Here is a 15,091-nt window from a genome sequence, read left to right as displayed (position 1 = left end):
TGACGCAACGGTCTGGAACGGTCCGGGAGCAGCGAGGAGAGCGAGGGAGCGACGCGGCCCGGCGCCGAGGCCGCGCGGCGCGAGCTCACACCACGAAATCCAGCATCTGGAGGCGCGTCAGGTAGTCCTGGAGCGCGGCGGCGTACTCGTCGATCAGGAGATCGAGCTGCACCAGCGCGCCGTGATTGTCGACCGAATCGATGGTCCCGCTCACCGGGATCTCGCGTGCGGGCAGGACGAGCACGCCGCTCCAGTCGGCGCCCTTCGCGGCGTCGCGGAGCCCGGCGAGGCGCAGCCAGCCGTCCGAGAGCTCGACGACAGGGACGAGCGCGCCGCTGTCGAGCCGGACGGAGCTCTTCAGCGTGTGCGCCGGCTCGACCATGTAGTGGGAGCGCCGGTTCTTCTCGATGAGCTCCTCGAGCGTCGCGCAGATGACCTTGCTCAGCGGCGTCTCCTCGCTGTCGAGCACGAGCTCGAGCAGCCGCTTCATCGCCTTCTGCGTGCGGATGAGGTTCGCGCGCACCTCCTCGAGCCGCCGCGCGTCGCGCCGGATCTTGCCGGCCACGACGTTGAGCAGGTTGTTGTAGAACGGGTACGCGACGTCCCCGTGCTCCTCGAAGAAGTCCCGCAGCTCGGCGACGCCGATGCGCCAGATCTCCGAGGGCTGCGTCGTCACCGCGGTCGTCGTCCGCCGGAAGCCGGTCAGCGCGCCGAGCTCGCCGATGGGCGAGATGGGGCTCAGCCGGAAGCGCGTCTCGCCCCCCTCGAGCAGCGCGACCTCGCCCTGGACCAGGAGGAGCAAGTGCGCCGGCGCGCTCCCGGCCTCGAAGAGCACCTGGCCGGATGGGACCTCCTGGCGCTGGAACGCCATCATCAGCTCGTCGAGGTGGTCCTCCGTGATTCTCTCGAACAGGGGGATCGCGTGCAGGTCGGAAGGACGGACCGCCATGGGGTGACACTCCTCTTCAACGTGGGTCGGGCTCCGCGTCCGCAGCGTTGCGAGACACGGATCCTTGCGGCGCGCACGGCTCGGCGTGGACCGCGGGAGCGGCATCCTACTCCAGGTTCCCACGCGAGGAAGAGGGATGGCCGCCCCGCCGCGAGGCGCGAGGCGGACCGCGATCCCGCGCACGTTCTCGCATCGCCGCCGGGTCGCCGCGCCGCGGTGCGCCGCACATCGGTGGCTCGACGCAGGGGCACGCGACGCCGCGCGGACGCGCACCGACACGCAGGGAGGGCTTGCCCCGCTGGCAGGATGGAGTAGGTGCCGGTAACGTCGCCCGGGTGATGCCGTTCGTTCGTCAAGGGCTCCTCGCCGCGATGCGCCTTCCGCCGCTGCGGCTCATCGTCATCGGCCTCGCCCTCGCCGTCGTCGCGTGCGGCTCCGCGTCGTCGGCGACGCCGGTCAGCGCGGAGACGGCGCCGCCGCCGAGGCCGCGCAACGCGGCCGCCATCGCGCAGTCGATCGCCCGGGGGAAGGTCTCGGTGCTCGTCTACGCCGACAGGACCCGGGGCCACCCCATCATGCCGCGGCTCGCGGCCCTCGATCTGTGGGGCCCCGTGCTCGCCGGCACGGGCCTCGATCCGGAGCGGGACCTCGAGCGCGCCTTCATCACCGCGCCGCGAGCGGACGCGGCCCATGAGGCGGTGATCGTCCTCGAGCACAACGTGCCGCCGGAGAGGCTGGAGTCGGGGATCGACACGCTCCTCTCGCGCAGCCAGCCGCCGGGCACCGAGGAGAGCGGGCTCGGCGTGCCAGCCGTGCGCGTGACCATCAAGGGGCACACGCGCGTCGTGGCGACCGTGGAGCCGAACTTCCTCGTGGTGCTGCCGGTGACGCGGGCGCGCGAGGCGCGGCGCTTCATCGGCACGGGCGGCTTCCCCGACCCGATCGGCGCGGAGGCCGCGATCGCCGCGGCGATCGACCCGGCGCGGACGCTGAAGGGCCCGCGCCAGGCGCCCCGCGTGCCGCCCACCCTGAGGTCGCTCGAGGCCACCGTGACGCTGACCAAGGACGGCGGCGCCCTGGTCGCGCTCGACGGCGCGAGCGAGAGCCACGAGCACGCCGCCCGCGACGCGGCCTTCCTCAACGAGGAGATCGACCGAACGACCTCGTTCCGCATCGCCGTCGTGACGGTCCGGGTCGTCGATCCGATCGGGTTCTTCGCCGAGGAAGACCGGGTGAAAGCGAACCGGCGCGTGACGCCCGGAGAGCTCGACAAGCTCTTCACCCTGCTCAGCGCCGTGCTGCCGCGCTAGGCTGCCGCCCGATGCGACTCGTCAAGATCGGAATCGCCAGCGTCAACGCGACCGTCGGCGCCGTCCGCTCGAACACGGACCGGTGCCTCGCGCTCGCCGGCTCGATGGCACGCGACGACGTCACCCTGGCGGTCTTCCCGGAGCAGGTGATCGGCGGCTACGCGCCCGAGGACCTCGTGCAGTGGCCGGCGTTCGTCGCGAGCCAGCAGCGCGAGCTCCGCCGGTTCGCCGAGGAGACCGCGTCGCTCCGCACCGTGTTCGTCATCGGCGTGACCGTCGGCGTGGGCGGAGACCTCTTCAACGCCGGCGCGATCGTCCACGCCGGCGAGGTGCTCGCCTTCTCCCCGAAGGAGAAGCTGCCGACGTACAACATCTTCTACGAGGCGCGGACGTTCTCGCGCGGCATGCCGTTCATGGAGCTCGACGCCGACGGCGTGTTCTGCGGCGACCGCATCTTCGCCTTCGATTTCGGGACGATCGCCGTCGAGGTGTGCGAGGACATCTGGTCGCCCGACGGGCCGATGCGGCGCCGCTGCTACGCGGGCGCCGAGATCGTCTGCAACATCTCGGCGTCGCCGTTCCGCGCCGGGGTGACCGGCACGCGGCGCGAGATGATCGCGACCCGCGCGGCGGACAACCAGTGCACGATCGCCTACGCGAACCTGGTCGGCGGCAACGACGGGCTCGTCTTCGACGGCGGCGGGTTCGTCAACCAGAACGGCCGCCCGATGCTGGAGGCGCCGCGGTTCCGCGAGGGGTTCTCCACGGCGGTCGTCGACCTCGACCGGACGACGCGCTGCCGCCGCGAGGCGAGCACCTGGCGCAGCGACCTCGAGGAGTTCCGCCGCGCCTCCCCGCACATGGTGGACGTGGTCCGGATCGGCGGGGAGACCGCGGACCGCTCGCGCCTCGCCTACCCTGCCCCGCCGCCGGGCACGACCCCGTTCCTGCCCTCGGCGACGCGGCCGGCGATCTCGGCGCGCGACGAGCTGCTCGACGACTTCTACGACGTGCTCGCGCTCGGCGTCGCCGATTACTACCGCAAGATCGGGGCCTTCAGGAGCATCGGCCTCGCGCTCTCGGGCGGCCGCGACTCGCTCCTCACGCTGCTCGTCGCCTGGCGCGCGGTGCAGCTGCTCCACCCGGATCTCGAGGGCGAGGCGCTGCGCGAGCGGATGAAGACGTCGCTCCACGCGTTCTTCATGCCCTCGCGCTACTCCAGCGACGCGACGCACCGGGCCGCCGCGCAGATCGCCGACGAGCTCGGGGCGTCGTTCGCGGTGATCCCGATCGAGGACGCGTTCCCCCGGGAGCTCGAGGCCGCCCAGGCGATGGTCGGCGGCGACCGGCAGCTCACCGAGCTCACGAGGCAGAACGTGCAGGCGCGCATCCGCGGCGGGCGCATGTGGAACTGGTCGAACACGAGCGGCGCGCTGTTCCTGCAGACGGGGAACATGAGCGAGAAGGCGCTCGGCTACACCACGGTGGGCGGCGATCTCGAGGGGGCGTTCAGCGTCATCGCCAACGTCCCGAAGACCGTGGTCATCGCGCTGCTCGAGCGGCTCTCGCAGCGCTTCGGCTTCAAGGGCATCCAGCAGACGCTCGCCACGACCGCGGGGCCCGAGCTCGCCGAGAATCAGTCCGGGGAAGCCGAGCTCATGCCGTTCGAGGTCCTCGACGCGTGCCTCTACCTCTACGGCGCGGAGAAGCTCGCCGCCGACGAGCTGGCGGCCGCGCTCCCCAGCCTGTTCCCCGACAAGGACCCCGCCGCGCTGGGGGCGTGGGCCGAGAAGTTCGCGATCCTGTTCTCGAGATCGATCTTCAAGTGGGTGCAGTCGCCGATCGCGATTCACCTCGGGTCGCTCGATCTCGACCGGGAGCGCGCGCTGCAGCTGCCCGTGGTGCAGCGGACCGAGTGGAAGGGCGGCTGAGCCCCGCCCGGGCGGCGGCGGCGGCGCGTCAGTTGGCGGCCTTCTCCACGGACGCGTGGGCCCCCTGCCTGCCGTCCTTCCCGTCCGGCGAGGCGACCTCGAGGACCTCGTGGCCAGGGGCCGCCTGGGGCGGGGCGGCGCGGATCGAGCCGTCGGCGGAGAAGCGCTCGAGCTCGTCGGTGACGCGGCGGAGGTACGCCTGCTTGATGTGGAACGGCAAGAAGGCGCTCTTGAAGCCGGCCACGATGGTCGACTTGATGTCCTTCAGGCCGAATCCCATCTTCGTGTGGCAGTGCCAGAGCTCGTGCGACACCGTCGTGTCGGTGACGAGCCGGTTGTCGGTGTTGACCGTCACGCGCAGGCCGAGGCTCTGGTAGAGCTTCAGCGGGTGCGAGGCGAGGTCGCGCACCGCGCCGGTCTGCACGTTCGAGGACGGGCAGCACTCGAGCGGGATCCGGTGATCGTTGATGTAGTGGAGCAGGCCGCCGTCCTCGCGCAGGCGGCAGCCGTGGCCGATCCGGTGCGCGCCGCAGACGTGCAGCGCCTGCGCGATCGACTCGGGGCCGTAGGCCTCGCCGGCGTGGATGGTGCAGTTGATGTTGTTCTGGCGCACGAGCTGGAACGCCGCCTTGTGGTGCTTCGCCGGGTGGTCGTACTCGGCCCCGGCGAGGTCGAACCCGACCACGCCGCGGCTCTTGTAGGCCACCGCGAGCTCCGCCATCTCGAGCGACGACTCGGGCGAGATGTTGCGGATGCCGCAGACGATGACGTTGCTCTCGATGCCCAGCGCGTCGCGCGCCGCCCTGAGCCCGGAGAGCACCGCCTCGACCACGCTCGTGAGGCGCAGGCCGAGGCGGGTGTGCAGCATCGGCGAGTAGCGGACCTCCATGTAACGGACGTTCTCGCGCGCGGCGTCCTCCGCGAGCTCGTAGGCGACGCGGAAGAGCGCCTCCTCGGTCTGCAGGACGCGCAGCGTGATGTCGAACGCCTTGAGGTACTCGACGAGCGAGCCGCAGTTCTGGCCCAGGTTCATCACCTTGCGCAGCTCCGGCGGCTCGTACGTCGGGAGCTCGACGCGGTGGCTGCGGGCGAGCTCGATGATCGTCTCGAGGCGCAAGGAGCCGTCGAGGTGGACGTGCAGATCGGTCTTGGGTAGCTGGCGGAAGAACTCCAGCGGCAGCCTGGCGGTTAGCTCTGGATGATCACTCATGAGCTATTCTGTCACCCGCCGACCAGCCGCGAAAGGCAGCAGCGGGCGCGGCGCGGCTCACGATCGCTCGGGCGGCGAGGGCGGCGCGCTGCCCTGGCCCGCCGGGCGATCCCTGCTGCCGACGACCACGGCGGCCGCGGAGACCCCGAAGAGGGCGACGAAGAGCCACGGAAGCGGCAGGCTGAGCGGATCCCCGGCGGCCTCACGGCGCAGCGCATCGCGGAGGCGATCGGGGTTGTAACCCACCACGAGCCGCCGACCGACGTAGGTCGCAGGGAGACCACGCGCCTCCATCCGCCCATACAGCGCGACGTCCGCGTCGATGGCGGCCTGCGTCTCCGGCGCGGCGAGGCAGGCCGCGAGCTCCGTGGCGGAGAGCCCGAGCGGCGCCAGGACGGACGCGACGCGCGCGTCGGTGAGCCTGCCGGGCGACGCGCTGTAGAGCAGCGCCGCGGCCTGCTCGCGCTTCTCCGCGGGCGTGCAGACGTAGGCCTTCGCCGCGGGGAGCGCGCCGGGGTGGCTGGGGAGCGGCACCATCTTGCGCACGTGGCGCAGGCGGTCGCCGTAGGGCTCCTCCATCTTGGTCATCTCGGGGTGCAGCCTGCGACAGAAGGGGCACTCGAAGTCGGTGAACGCGACGACCGTGATCTTGCCGGGCTCCTGCAGCGCCGCGAGCTCCGGCGGGAGCGGCGGGACGACCGGGTGGTTGCCCCAGAGGAACGGCAGGCCGATCGCCGCCACGGCGGCCGCGCCCCACGCCGTGGTGCGCCGCAGCCCGCCCTGCGCGGCGTGATCGAACGCCGCGCGCGGCATGCGCCACGCCTGCCAGGCGACGAGGGCGGACGTGACCGCGGCCGCGAGGGCGGCGAGATCGACCGCGACGCACCACGCGCAGAACGCGCCGATCGCGAAGGCCTGCAGCCCGAGGAGCACCGCGGCGCCGAGGCCCCCGGCGGCCGACGCGGCCGCGAGCGCGACGTGGTGCCAGCGCTCCCGCGCGAGCAGCGAGGCGGCGAGCAGCGTGGTGTAGGCGGCGAGGCCGAGGTTCGGCAGCGGGACCCCGAACAGCCGGCTGTACGGCGAGACCCGGACGGCGAAGCAGCCCGAGCTGACGCCGCAGAACGCAGGGTCGCCGGCGTTCTGGTACTCGACCACGAGGGCCGCGCTCGCCGCGATGGCGACGAACAGCGCGAGCCGGAAGAGCGTGACGAAGAACCGGGCGCGTCCGGCCTGCCGCTGCTCGGTCGAGGGCGCAGGCGCCTCGGGGCCCGCCCGGTCCAAGGATTCACTCGCGGCCTGTCTGTCGCGGGCCGGACGCACCGCGAAGACGTTGCCCCTCCCGGCGAGGAAGACGAGGAGCATCAGCGCGAGGAGCAGGGCGATCGAGTTCAGCAGCATCGGTCGTGGCGGCTCGTAGAGAAGTGGGCTCGAGGCATACCGGACCGGGGCGGAGACAGCCAGCGAGAGGAGACTCGTGCTAGTCGAGTTTCATGCGTTCCTCATCTCGCGGAGATTCCCCGACCACCGGCTCCGGCGCGCGTCGCCGGGAAGCCGTTGTCGCCGTGGTCGACCTCTTGTCCTCCTTCAAGCGCGCCCTGCACACGAACGAGATCGCCGAGCGCCTCGGGGTCGATCCGAGCCGGTACGCGAAGCTGCAGCGGCTGCTCGAGGAGCTGTCGCTGGAGGGCAGCATCGTCGCCTTCCCCGGCCAGCGGTTCAGCACGAGCCGCCAGCAGGTCGAGGCGCGCGGCGCCGAGCACGAGGGGACGCTGACCGTGAACCCGCGCGGCTTCGGCTTCGTGGCGCTCGGAGGGGCGGCCGAGGACGTCTACATCTCGCCCGAGGCGATGGGCGGCGCGCTCCACGGCGACACCGTCGCGGTGCGCGTCGCGACGCGCTCGCGCCGCGGCGTGGAGGGGGAGATCGTCCGCGTCATCAAGCGGCGTCACGTGCGCGTAGCGGGCGTGCTGCGGCGGCGAGGCAGGAGCGCCTGGCTCGAGCCAGACGACGGGCGGGTCCGCGGGCCCATCGTGATCGTGCCGCGCGAGCCGGGCGGGCCGCTCGTGCCGCCCGACGCCGAGGACGGCGCGGCGGCGGTCGCGTCGATCGTCCGCTTCCCGGACCTGCCCGACGAGAACCCGGAGGGCGTGATCGAGGCCGTGCTCGGGGCGCCGGGCGACCCGAACGTGGAGGTCGCCAAGATCCTGATGCGCGAGGGGATCGAGGAGGAGCACGCGCCGGAGGCGATCGCCGAGGCCGAGGCGTTCGGGGGCGAGGTGCCGGCCGAGGCGCTCGAGGGGCGCACCGACCTCACCCACCTGCCCATGCCGACGATCGACCCGGAGGACGCCCGCGACCACGACGACGCGGTCTGGGTGATCCGCGAGGAGAACGGCTTTTACCGGGTCTGGATCGCGATCGCCGACGTGTCGCACTACGTGCGGCCGGGCAGCGCGCTCGACAAGGCGGCGCTCGGGCGGGCCAACTCGATCTACCTGCCCGATCGCGCGATCCCGATGCTGCCGCGGGCGCTGTCGTCGAACCTCTGCTCCCTGCTGCCGGGCGTGATCCGGCTCTGCCTGTGCGTGGAGGTCGAGCTCGACGCGGCGGCGACGGTGCGGAGCGCCCGCGTCATCGAGGGGTACATCCGCTCGATCGCGAAGCTCACCTACCCCGGCGTGGCGCGCGCGCTCGGCTTCACGCCCGAGCCGCCGCGCAGCCCGGAGGCCGAGGCACTCAGGAACGAGCTCCAGGTGATGTGGGACCTCGCCCGGCTGCTCCGCGGCAAGCGGATGCGGCGCGGCGCGCTCGATCTCGACCTGCCCGAGGCGAAGGTGGTGCTCGACCCGGAGACGGGCGCGCCCGTCGACGTGCAGAAGCGCAGCCACGACCCCGGGGTGGCGAAGGCCTACCAGCTCATCGAGGAGATGATGCTCCTGGCGAACGAGACCTGCGCGCAGTTCGTGGTCGACCAGAGCATCCCCACCGTCTTCCGGTACCACGCGCCCCCGGACCAGGCGAAGCTCGAGCGCTTCGCGACGATGTGCGGGGAGCTCGGGCTCGCGTTCGACCCGGAGGACGCGACCGACCCGAAGCGGCTGTCGGTGTTCCTGAAGAAGCTCGACGCGCACCCGCAGAAGCAGGTGCTGCACATGCTCCTGCTCCGCGCGATGAAGCAGGCGGTGTACGACGTGGCCAACGTGGGCCACTTCGGTCTGGCCTCGAGCGCTTACCTGCACTTCACCTCGCCCATCCGGCGATACCCGGACATCACGGCGCACCGGGCGATCCGCGCGGTGCTGCGCGGCGAGAGCATCGACAGGAGCGATGCGGCCATCGAGCGGCTGCGCGAGGCGGCCACCACGTCGTCGGAGCGCGAGCGCAAGGCGATGGAGGTGGAGCGCGAGGTGGTCGACCTGCACCGCGCGCTCCTCATGCGCTCCCGGCTCGGGGACACCTTCGAGGGCATCGTCACGGCCATCGTGGGGACGGGCGTCTACGTCAACATCGAGGATCCGTTCGTCGACGTGCTCGTCCGCATGGAGTCGCTCGGCCCGGATCAGTACGAGATCGACGACGAGGGGCTGCGCGTCATCGGCCGCCGGTCGGGGGACCGGATCGCCATCGGCGACGCGATGCTCGTGCAGATCGAGGACGTGGCCATCCTCCGGCGCGCCATCTACGGGCGGAGGCTCGCCGGAGGCGCGGCGTCGGACGAGGCGAAGCCGCGCCGGGCGCGGCGCGAGGCGGCGGACGCACGACCAACTCGTCGTGTCAAGACCAGCAAGCGCACGATGCCCGCCAAGGACACGACCAGCAAGAGCGCCAAGGGCAGCAAGAGCGCCAAGGGCAGCAAGAGCGCCAAGGGCAGCAAGAGCGCCAAGGGCGGCAAGAGCGCCAAGGTGCGAAAGAAGCAGCGGTAGCAGGGCGCCCGAGGGCGCGACTCTCCGCCGGCATTCCCCGCGGCCTTTGCCGCTCGGACACACGAGCGCCCAACACCTCTCAAGCCACGTTCACGCGCGCGGACAAGCGCGCGAAACCTCCTCGAAATCGCCGAGACGAGCCCTCGAAACAGTTGAGGCGTCGCGTCGACGCGAGCCGCTCGGTCCGCGCGCGGCTCGCGTCGACACGAGACCCACAATCGCACCTCCTCCGCGGCGGACACCCGCTCAAAAAGGGGAGGGCTCCTGCATTTTTCTTGCGTTCAGAAAACCGCTATGGTCTCAACTATTTCATTCTAGGAGAGAGGTAACCAATGCCGAAGCCGACGTATCCCGCCTACAACGCTGGTGACTTCCTGGTTGATTACGAGGAGAAGGTCTTCGAAGACGTCAAGGCGAAGCCGGGAGAGAAGGCGCTGGTTACCTTTCACACCGTGGCCTTCGAGGGCTCGATCGGCCTCGTCAATGTGCTGACGGCGATCCGCCTTCAGCGTAAGGGGTTTGAGACATCCATCTTGCTGTATGGGCCGGGCGTCACGCTGGGGCTGCAGCGCGGCTTTCCCAAGCTCGGCAGCGAGGCGTTCTCCGGGCATCTCGCCGTGAACCAGCAGATCGGCCGGTTCATGGAGGAGGGCGGCAAGGTGTACGCGTGCCGGTTCGCGCTGCAGGCGCTCTACGGTCACGGCGAGCACGCGCTGATCCCGGGCATCAAGCCCATCAGCCCGCTCGACGTGCTCGACATCCAGCTGATCCACCGCCGGGACGACGCGTTCGTGGTCCACTCCTGGACGCTCTGACCCGAGCGCCGTCCATGGAGTACAACCGCAAAGTCCGGGCGGCCGCGGTGCAGCTCAGTCCCGTCCTCGGCAGCCGGGACGGGACGACCGAGCGAGTCGTCGCCGCGATCGCCAGGGCAGCGAAGGAGGGCGCCGAGCTCTGCGTCTTCCCCGAGGCGGTCGTCCCGTATTATCCCTACTTCTCCTTCGTGCTCCCGCCGCCCGCCATGGGGAAGGAGCACATGCGCCTTTACGACGAGGCGGTCACCGTCCCCGGCCCGGTGACGCGGGCCGTGGCGGCCGCCGCGCGCGCGCACGGGGTGGTCGTGGTGCTCGGCGTGAACGAGCGCGATCACGGGACGCTGTACAACGCGCAGCTCGTCTTCGACAGGGACGGCGCCCTGGTGCTCCACCGGCGCAAGATCACGCCGACCTACCACGAGCGGATGATCTGGGGGCAAGGCGACGGCTCGGGGCTCAGGACCGTGGACACCGCGGTCGGGAGGCTCGGCGCGCTCGCCTGCTGGGAACACTACAACCCGCTCGCGCGGTTCGCGCTCATCGCGCAGCACGAGCAGATCCATTGCAGCCAGTTCCCCGGCTCCCTGGTCGGGCCCATCTTCGCCGAGCAGATGGAAGTGACCATCCGGCACCACGCGCTGGAGTCGGGCTGCTTCGTGGTGAACGCCACGGCCTTCCTGACGCCGGAGCAGGTCCGGGAGGTCGCGCCGAACGAGCCGATGCAGGGCGCGCTGCGCGGCGGGTGCATGACGGCGATCGTGACGCCGGAGGGCGCGCACGCGTGCCCGCCGGTGACCGACGGGGAGGGCATGGCCGTCGCGGACCTCGACTTCGCCCTGATCACGAAGCGAAAGCGGATGATGGATGCGGCAGGGCATTACGCCCGGCCCGACTTGCTGCGGCTTTGGATGGACACGGCAGAGCGCTCGATAACGATCGGCGCGGGCAGCCCCAAGGCCTCCTCCCTCGATCCTGCGGCGGTGGACCATGGATACCCAGACGCTGATCACCGAGCTCCAGTCGTTCGGCCTGAGGCTGGCTGAAGCCCCCGAGGGCGCCCCCGGCGCGGGCGCCGCGACACCGCAGGAGCCCGCGTCCGGCGAGGGTGAGGGCCGCCGCGCGGCGTGGACCTCGCGCCGCGGCGGGGCGGGGCCGACCCAGCACGTGGCCGCGACGCTCCGCGGCGCCACCGTGATGATCCCGATCCACACCGACCAGGCCGCGGCGTCGCCGTTCGTGGCGCGGATCGGGCGCGACGGGGCGGGGACCGTCGAGCGGGACGGCAGGGAGCTCGCGCCGATCGCCCTCGTGAAGGCGCCGCGCTTCTATGCCCTCTCGACCGAGGACGGCATCCCCTACCCCAAGATCGCGCTGTTGCACGGGGCGGACGTGCTCGCCTCGACGGTGCTCCAGACGTGCATCCGGTACACGGAGCGCGAGAAGGCCTGCACGTTCTGCGCGATCGGGCAGTCGCTCGCGGCCGGGCGCACCACCGCGAAGAAGACGCCGGAGCAGCTCGGCGAGGTCGCCGAGGCGGCGGCGCGGCTCGACGGGGTGCGGCACGTGACGCTGACCACGGGCACGCCGCGGTCGGCCGATCGCGGGGCGGCGCACCTCGCCGACTGCGCGCGCGGCATCAAGGCGCGCGTCGACCTGCCGGTGCAGGCGCAGTGCGAGCCGCCCGACGATCTCGCCTGGTTCGAGCGGATGCGCGCGGCCGGCGTCGACAGCCTGGGCATGCACCTCGAGGCGGTCGAGGACGAGGTGCGCGCGGCCGCGATGCCGGGCAAGGCCGAGGTGAGCGTGGCCCGGTACTTCGAGGCGTTCGAGGCGGCCGTGCGCGTGTTCGGGCGCGGGCAGGTGTCGACCTACCTCATCGCGGGGCTCGGCGACTCGCTGTCTTCGCTGCTCGACGCGAGCGAGCGGCTCATCGCGATGGGGGTCTATCCGTTCCTCGTCCCGCTCGTGCCCATCCCGGGGACGCCCGCGGCCGATCGCGCGCCGCCCTCGGGGGACTTCATGCGGGCGCTCTACGCGCACATCGGCCCGCTGCTCGCGCGGTCGGGGCTGCGCTCGACCGACGTGAAGGCGGGCTGCGCCCGCTGCGGCGCCTGCTCGGGGCTCTCGGGCTTCGAGGCAGAAGGCCGGGCCGCGGCGCCGCCGGAGGCCGGCGCGGCATGGACATCAACCTCGGAGAGCTCCGATGACGCCACATTACAGCTTCGAGCTTGTGCAGAGCAGGGACACGTATCTGGCGTACCTCCGCTTGCGCCGGGCCATCTTCTGCGACGAGCAAGGGCTGTTTAAGACGACCGACGAGGACGACTGGGACGCCTCCGCGTTCCCCATCGCCGCCGTGCAGCACGGGGCGCCGGGGGGCGAGGCGGTCGTCGGCACGGTGCGCATCTACGAGGCGGAGCCCGGCCTGTGGTACGGCGGCCGGCTGGCCGTCGAGCGCGCCCACCGCAAGCAGGGCGTGGTCGGCCGCGGCCTCGTGCAGAAGGCGGTCACCACCGCCCACGGCTGGGGGTGCCACCGGTTCCTCGCGCTCGTCCAGGCGGCCAACGTCCCGTTCTTCGAGAGCCAAAACTGGCGCTCGCTCGAGGAGCGGGCGCACCGCGATCGCCCGCACCACCTGATGGAGGCCGACCTCGCGAGCTACCCGCCGAGCGACGAGCCCCGCCCGCTGCCCGAGCAGAGGTTCCGCTGATGCTCGCCGGCATCGCGGCCCAGCTGCGGGGCGCGCTCGGCATCCTCGCGAAGCGGGACGTGCAGATCCCGGCGCGGTACCTGTCCGGCAAGAGCGCAACCGGTGCGGCCGACCGGCCCGCGGCGCTCGGCGACGACTGCGCGGCCATCCCCGACGGAGACGGCTACCTGCTCCTCGCCGCCGAGGGGATCTGGCCGGCGTTCCTCGAAGGCGATCCGCGGTTCGCGGGCTACAGCGCCGTGATGGTCAACATCAGCGACATCTACGCGATGGGCGGCCGCCCCATCGCCGTGGTCGACGTCGTCTGGGGGACCTCGGCCGGCGCGCTGGAGCCGGTCTGGGAAGGCATGGTCGCCGCGTCGCGCGCCTACGGGGTGCCGATCGTCGGAGGCCATACGAGCGCGCGCAGCCCCTACAACGCCCTCGCCGTGGCCATCGCGGGCCGCGCGCGGCGGCTCATCACGAGCTTCGCGGCGCGCCCCGGCGACGTGCTCGTCGCGGCGATCGACCTGCGCGGCAAGATGCACGCGGAGCACCCCTTCTGGGACGCCTCGACGGGAACGGACCCGGCGCGGCTCCGCGGCGACCTCGAGGTCCTGCCCGCCCTCGCCGAGGCGGGCCTCTGCGACGCGGGCAAGGACATCAGCATGGGCGGCGTCGCGGGGACGCTGCTCATGCTCCTGGAGACGTCCGGCGCCGGCGCGGTGCTCGACCTGGCCGCCGTTCCGCGGCCGGGCGACGTGCGCGATCTGTCGATCGCGCGCTGGCTGCTCGCGTTCCCGAGCTACGGCTTCCTGCTCAGCGTGCGCCCCGACGCCGCCGGCGAGGTGCTCTCGGCGTTCGCGCGGCGGGGCATCGCGAGCGCGGCGGTCGGCGCCGTCGACGGCTCGCGGCGGCTCACCCTGGAGGCCGCCGGCGAGCGGCAGACGCTCTGGGACCTCGCCGCCGAGCCGCTCACCGGGTTCGCGGGCGAGGGCGCGCGATGAGCGCCGGCGCTTCAGACGGCGCGACGAGCGCCGGCGCTTCAGACGGCGCGACGAGCGCCGGCGCCGCCACCGGCGCGCCGCTCTCGGTCGCGCTCCTCACCTACTCGACGAAGCCGCGCGGCGGCGTCGTGCACACGGTGGAGCTCGCCGAGGCGCTCCACGACCTCGGCGTGGAGGTCTGCATCTACGCGCTGAACAAGGACCAGGGCGGCTTCTACAGGCCGCTGCGCTGCCCCGCCGTCCTCGTGCCCGCCGCGCCCCCGCCGGCGGGGATCGACGCGGTCGTGAGGCAGCGCATCGCGGAGCTCGAGGTCGGGCTGCGCCGCCTCGGGGCGCGGCACGACATCTGGCACTCCCAGGACTGCATCAGCGCGAACGCGCTCGCGGCGCTGCGCGCCGAGGGGCGCGTCCCCCACTTCCTCCGGACGGTGCACCACCTCGACGACTACGACAGCCCGTACCTGCGCGCCTGCCAGGAGCGCTCCGTGCTCGAGGCGGACGCGTGCCTCGTCGTCAGCGAGGCGTGGCGGAGGACGCTCCGGGCCGATCTCGGCGTCGACGCGGCGATCCTCCCGAACGGCGTGAGCCTGCGGCGCTACTCGCCGGCGCCGGACGGACGGGACGCGGAGCTCCGGGCGCGGCTCAACGCCACGGGGTCGCCGCTCTACGTGACCGTGGGCGGCGTCGAGCCGCGCAAGAACTCGATCGGCCTGCTCAAGGCGTTCCTGTCGGTGCGGAGGCGGCTGCCCGGAGCCCAGCTGATCATCGCGGGCGGAGAGACGCTGTTCGATTACGCGCCCTACCAGCGCGAGTTCGAGGCGCTCGCGCGGGAGCACGGCGTGTGGCCGGCGGGCGCGTCGCCGGCGGGCGCGCCGCCGCCGCCGCTCGTCCTCGCGGGCGTGCTCCCCGACGCGCTGATCCCGCCGCTCTACCGCCTGGCCGACGCGTTCGTCTTCCCGTCCGTCCGCGAGGGGTTCGGGCTCGTCCTGCTCGAGGCGATGGCCTCGGGCGCGCCGGTGGTGAGCTCTGCTCAACCTCCCTTCACCGAGTTCCTCCGAGACGGCGAGAGCGCGCTGCTCGTCGATCCCTCGAGAACAGAGGATCTCGCGCGCGCCATGGAGGCTATCCTGGAGGAAGGCGTGAGGCGGCGCCTGCGCGCCGCGGCCCTCGAGGCCGCGGCGCGGTACACGTGGGAGCGCTCGGCGCACATCGCGGCCGGCGTCTACCGTGAGTTCCTGGGATCCCGCCGGAGCTAGA

At 72.3% G+C, this 15,091-nt stretch carries 12 protein-coding genes; 9 read left to right on the top strand and 3 right to left on the bottom strand.

Annotated features, from left to right (window positions below):
- Positions 1 to 85: 85 nt before the first annotated feature.
- Entirely contained in the window at positions 86 to 949 is an 864-nt protein-coding gene (locus WMF36_RS46160) for a Crp/Fnr family transcriptional regulator (protein ID WP_437577250.1), read from the bottom strand.
- 338 nt (positions 950 to 1,287) lie between these two features.
- Here WMF36_RS46160 and WMF36_RS46155 point away from each other — a divergent pair, with 338 nt between their 5' ends.
- Both WMF36_RS46155 and nadE read left to right on the top strand, forming a co-directional pair.
- Positions 1,288 to 2,259 (top strand): hypothetical protein, encoded by a 972-nt coding sequence (locus WMF36_RS46155; RefSeq protein ID WP_437577249.1) that lies wholly within the window; start codon positions 1,288 to 1,290, stop codon positions 2,257 to 2,259.
- An 11-nt stretch (positions 2,260 to 2,270) separates the two neighbouring features.
- Positions 2,271 to 4,190 (top strand): NAD(+) synthase, encoded by a 1,920-nt coding sequence (nadE, locus tag WMF36_RS46150; RefSeq protein WP_437577248.1) that lies wholly within the window; start codon positions 2,271 to 2,273, stop codon positions 4,188 to 4,190.
- Between the two features lie 28 nt (positions 4,191 to 4,218).
- On the opposite strand, the gene add is transcribed toward nadE, so the two are convergent.
- Together add and WMF36_RS46140 are read right to left on the bottom strand one after the other, a co-directional pair.
- Complete coding sequence (add, locus tag WMF36_RS46145) at positions 4,219 to 5,400, bottom strand: adenosine deaminase (RefSeq protein ID WP_437577247.1); 1,182 nt, start codon at positions 5,398 to 5,400, stop codon at positions 4,219 to 4,221.
- Between the two features lie 57 nt (positions 5,401 to 5,457).
- The gene (locus tag WMF36_RS46140) at positions 5,458 to 6,798 is read right to left on the bottom strand and encodes a vitamin K epoxide reductase family protein (RefSeq protein WP_437577246.1); all 1,341 of its coding nucleotides are present in this window, start codon (positions 6,796 to 6,798) and stop codon (positions 5,458 to 5,460) included.
- Positions 6,799 to 6,962: 164 nt separating this feature from the next.
- Between WMF36_RS46140 and rnr the strand changes: the two genes are divergently transcribed.
- The 7 genes from rnr (at position 6,963) to WMF36_RS46105 (ending at position 15,090) form a co-directional block, all read left to right on the top strand.
- A complete protein-coding gene (rnr, locus tag WMF36_RS46135; protein ID WP_437577245.1) occupies positions 6,963 to 9,323 on the top strand; it encodes a ribonuclease R in 2,361 nt (786 codons plus the stop codon).
- A gap of 332 nt (positions 9,324 to 9,655) precedes the next feature.
- Positions 9,656 to 10,138: an MSMEG_0572/Sll0783 family nitrogen starvation response protein gene (locus tag WMF36_RS46130; RefSeq protein ID WP_437577244.1), complete on the top strand. Its 483-nt coding sequence runs from the start codon at positions 9,656 to 9,658 to the stop codon at positions 10,136 to 10,138.
- Positions 10,139 to 10,152: 14 nt separating this feature from the next.
- On the top strand, positions 10,153 to 11,181 hold the full coding sequence (locus WMF36_RS46125; RefSeq protein WP_437577243.1) for a Nit6803 family nitrilase: 1,029 nt from the start codon (positions 10,153 to 10,155) through the stop codon (positions 11,179 to 11,181).
- Positions 11,126 to 12,445 (top strand): MSMEG_0568 family radical SAM protein, encoded by a 1,320-nt coding sequence (locus WMF36_RS46120; RefSeq protein ID WP_437577242.1) that lies wholly within the window; start codon positions 11,126 to 11,128, stop codon positions 12,443 to 12,445. Before WMF36_RS46125 ends, WMF36_RS46120 begins: the two co-directional genes overlap by 56 nt.
- Positions 12,342 to 12,848, top strand: coding sequence for an MSMEG_0567/Sll0786 family nitrogen starvation N-acetyltransferase (locus tag WMF36_RS46115; protein ID WP_437577241.1), 507 nt, complete (start codon positions 12,342 to 12,344; stop codon positions 12,846 to 12,848). The genes WMF36_RS46120 and WMF36_RS46115 overlap by 104 nt, the downstream gene beginning before the upstream one ends.
- The gene (locus WMF36_RS46110; protein ID WP_437577240.1) at positions 12,848 to 13,834 is read left to right on the top strand and encodes a sll0787 family AIR synthase-like protein; all 987 of its coding nucleotides are present in this window, start codon (positions 12,848 to 12,850) and stop codon (positions 13,832 to 13,834) included. The genes WMF36_RS46115 and WMF36_RS46110 overlap by 1 nt, the downstream gene beginning before the upstream one ends.
- Positions 13,831 to 15,090: an MSMEG_0565 family glycosyltransferase gene (locus WMF36_RS46105; RefSeq protein ID WP_437577239.1), complete on the top strand. Its 1,260-nt coding sequence runs from the start codon at positions 13,831 to 13,833 to the stop codon at positions 15,088 to 15,090. Before WMF36_RS46110 ends, WMF36_RS46105 begins: the two co-directional genes overlap by 4 nt.
- The last annotated feature ends 1 nt before the right edge of the window (position 15,091 follow it).

The organism is Sorangium sp. So ce887 (assembly GCF_051521455.1).
Classification (GTDB): domain Bacteria; phylum Myxococcota_A; class Polyangia; order Polyangiales; family Polyangiaceae; genus Sorangium.
This window is presented reverse-complemented; position numbering and strand designations above follow the sequence as displayed.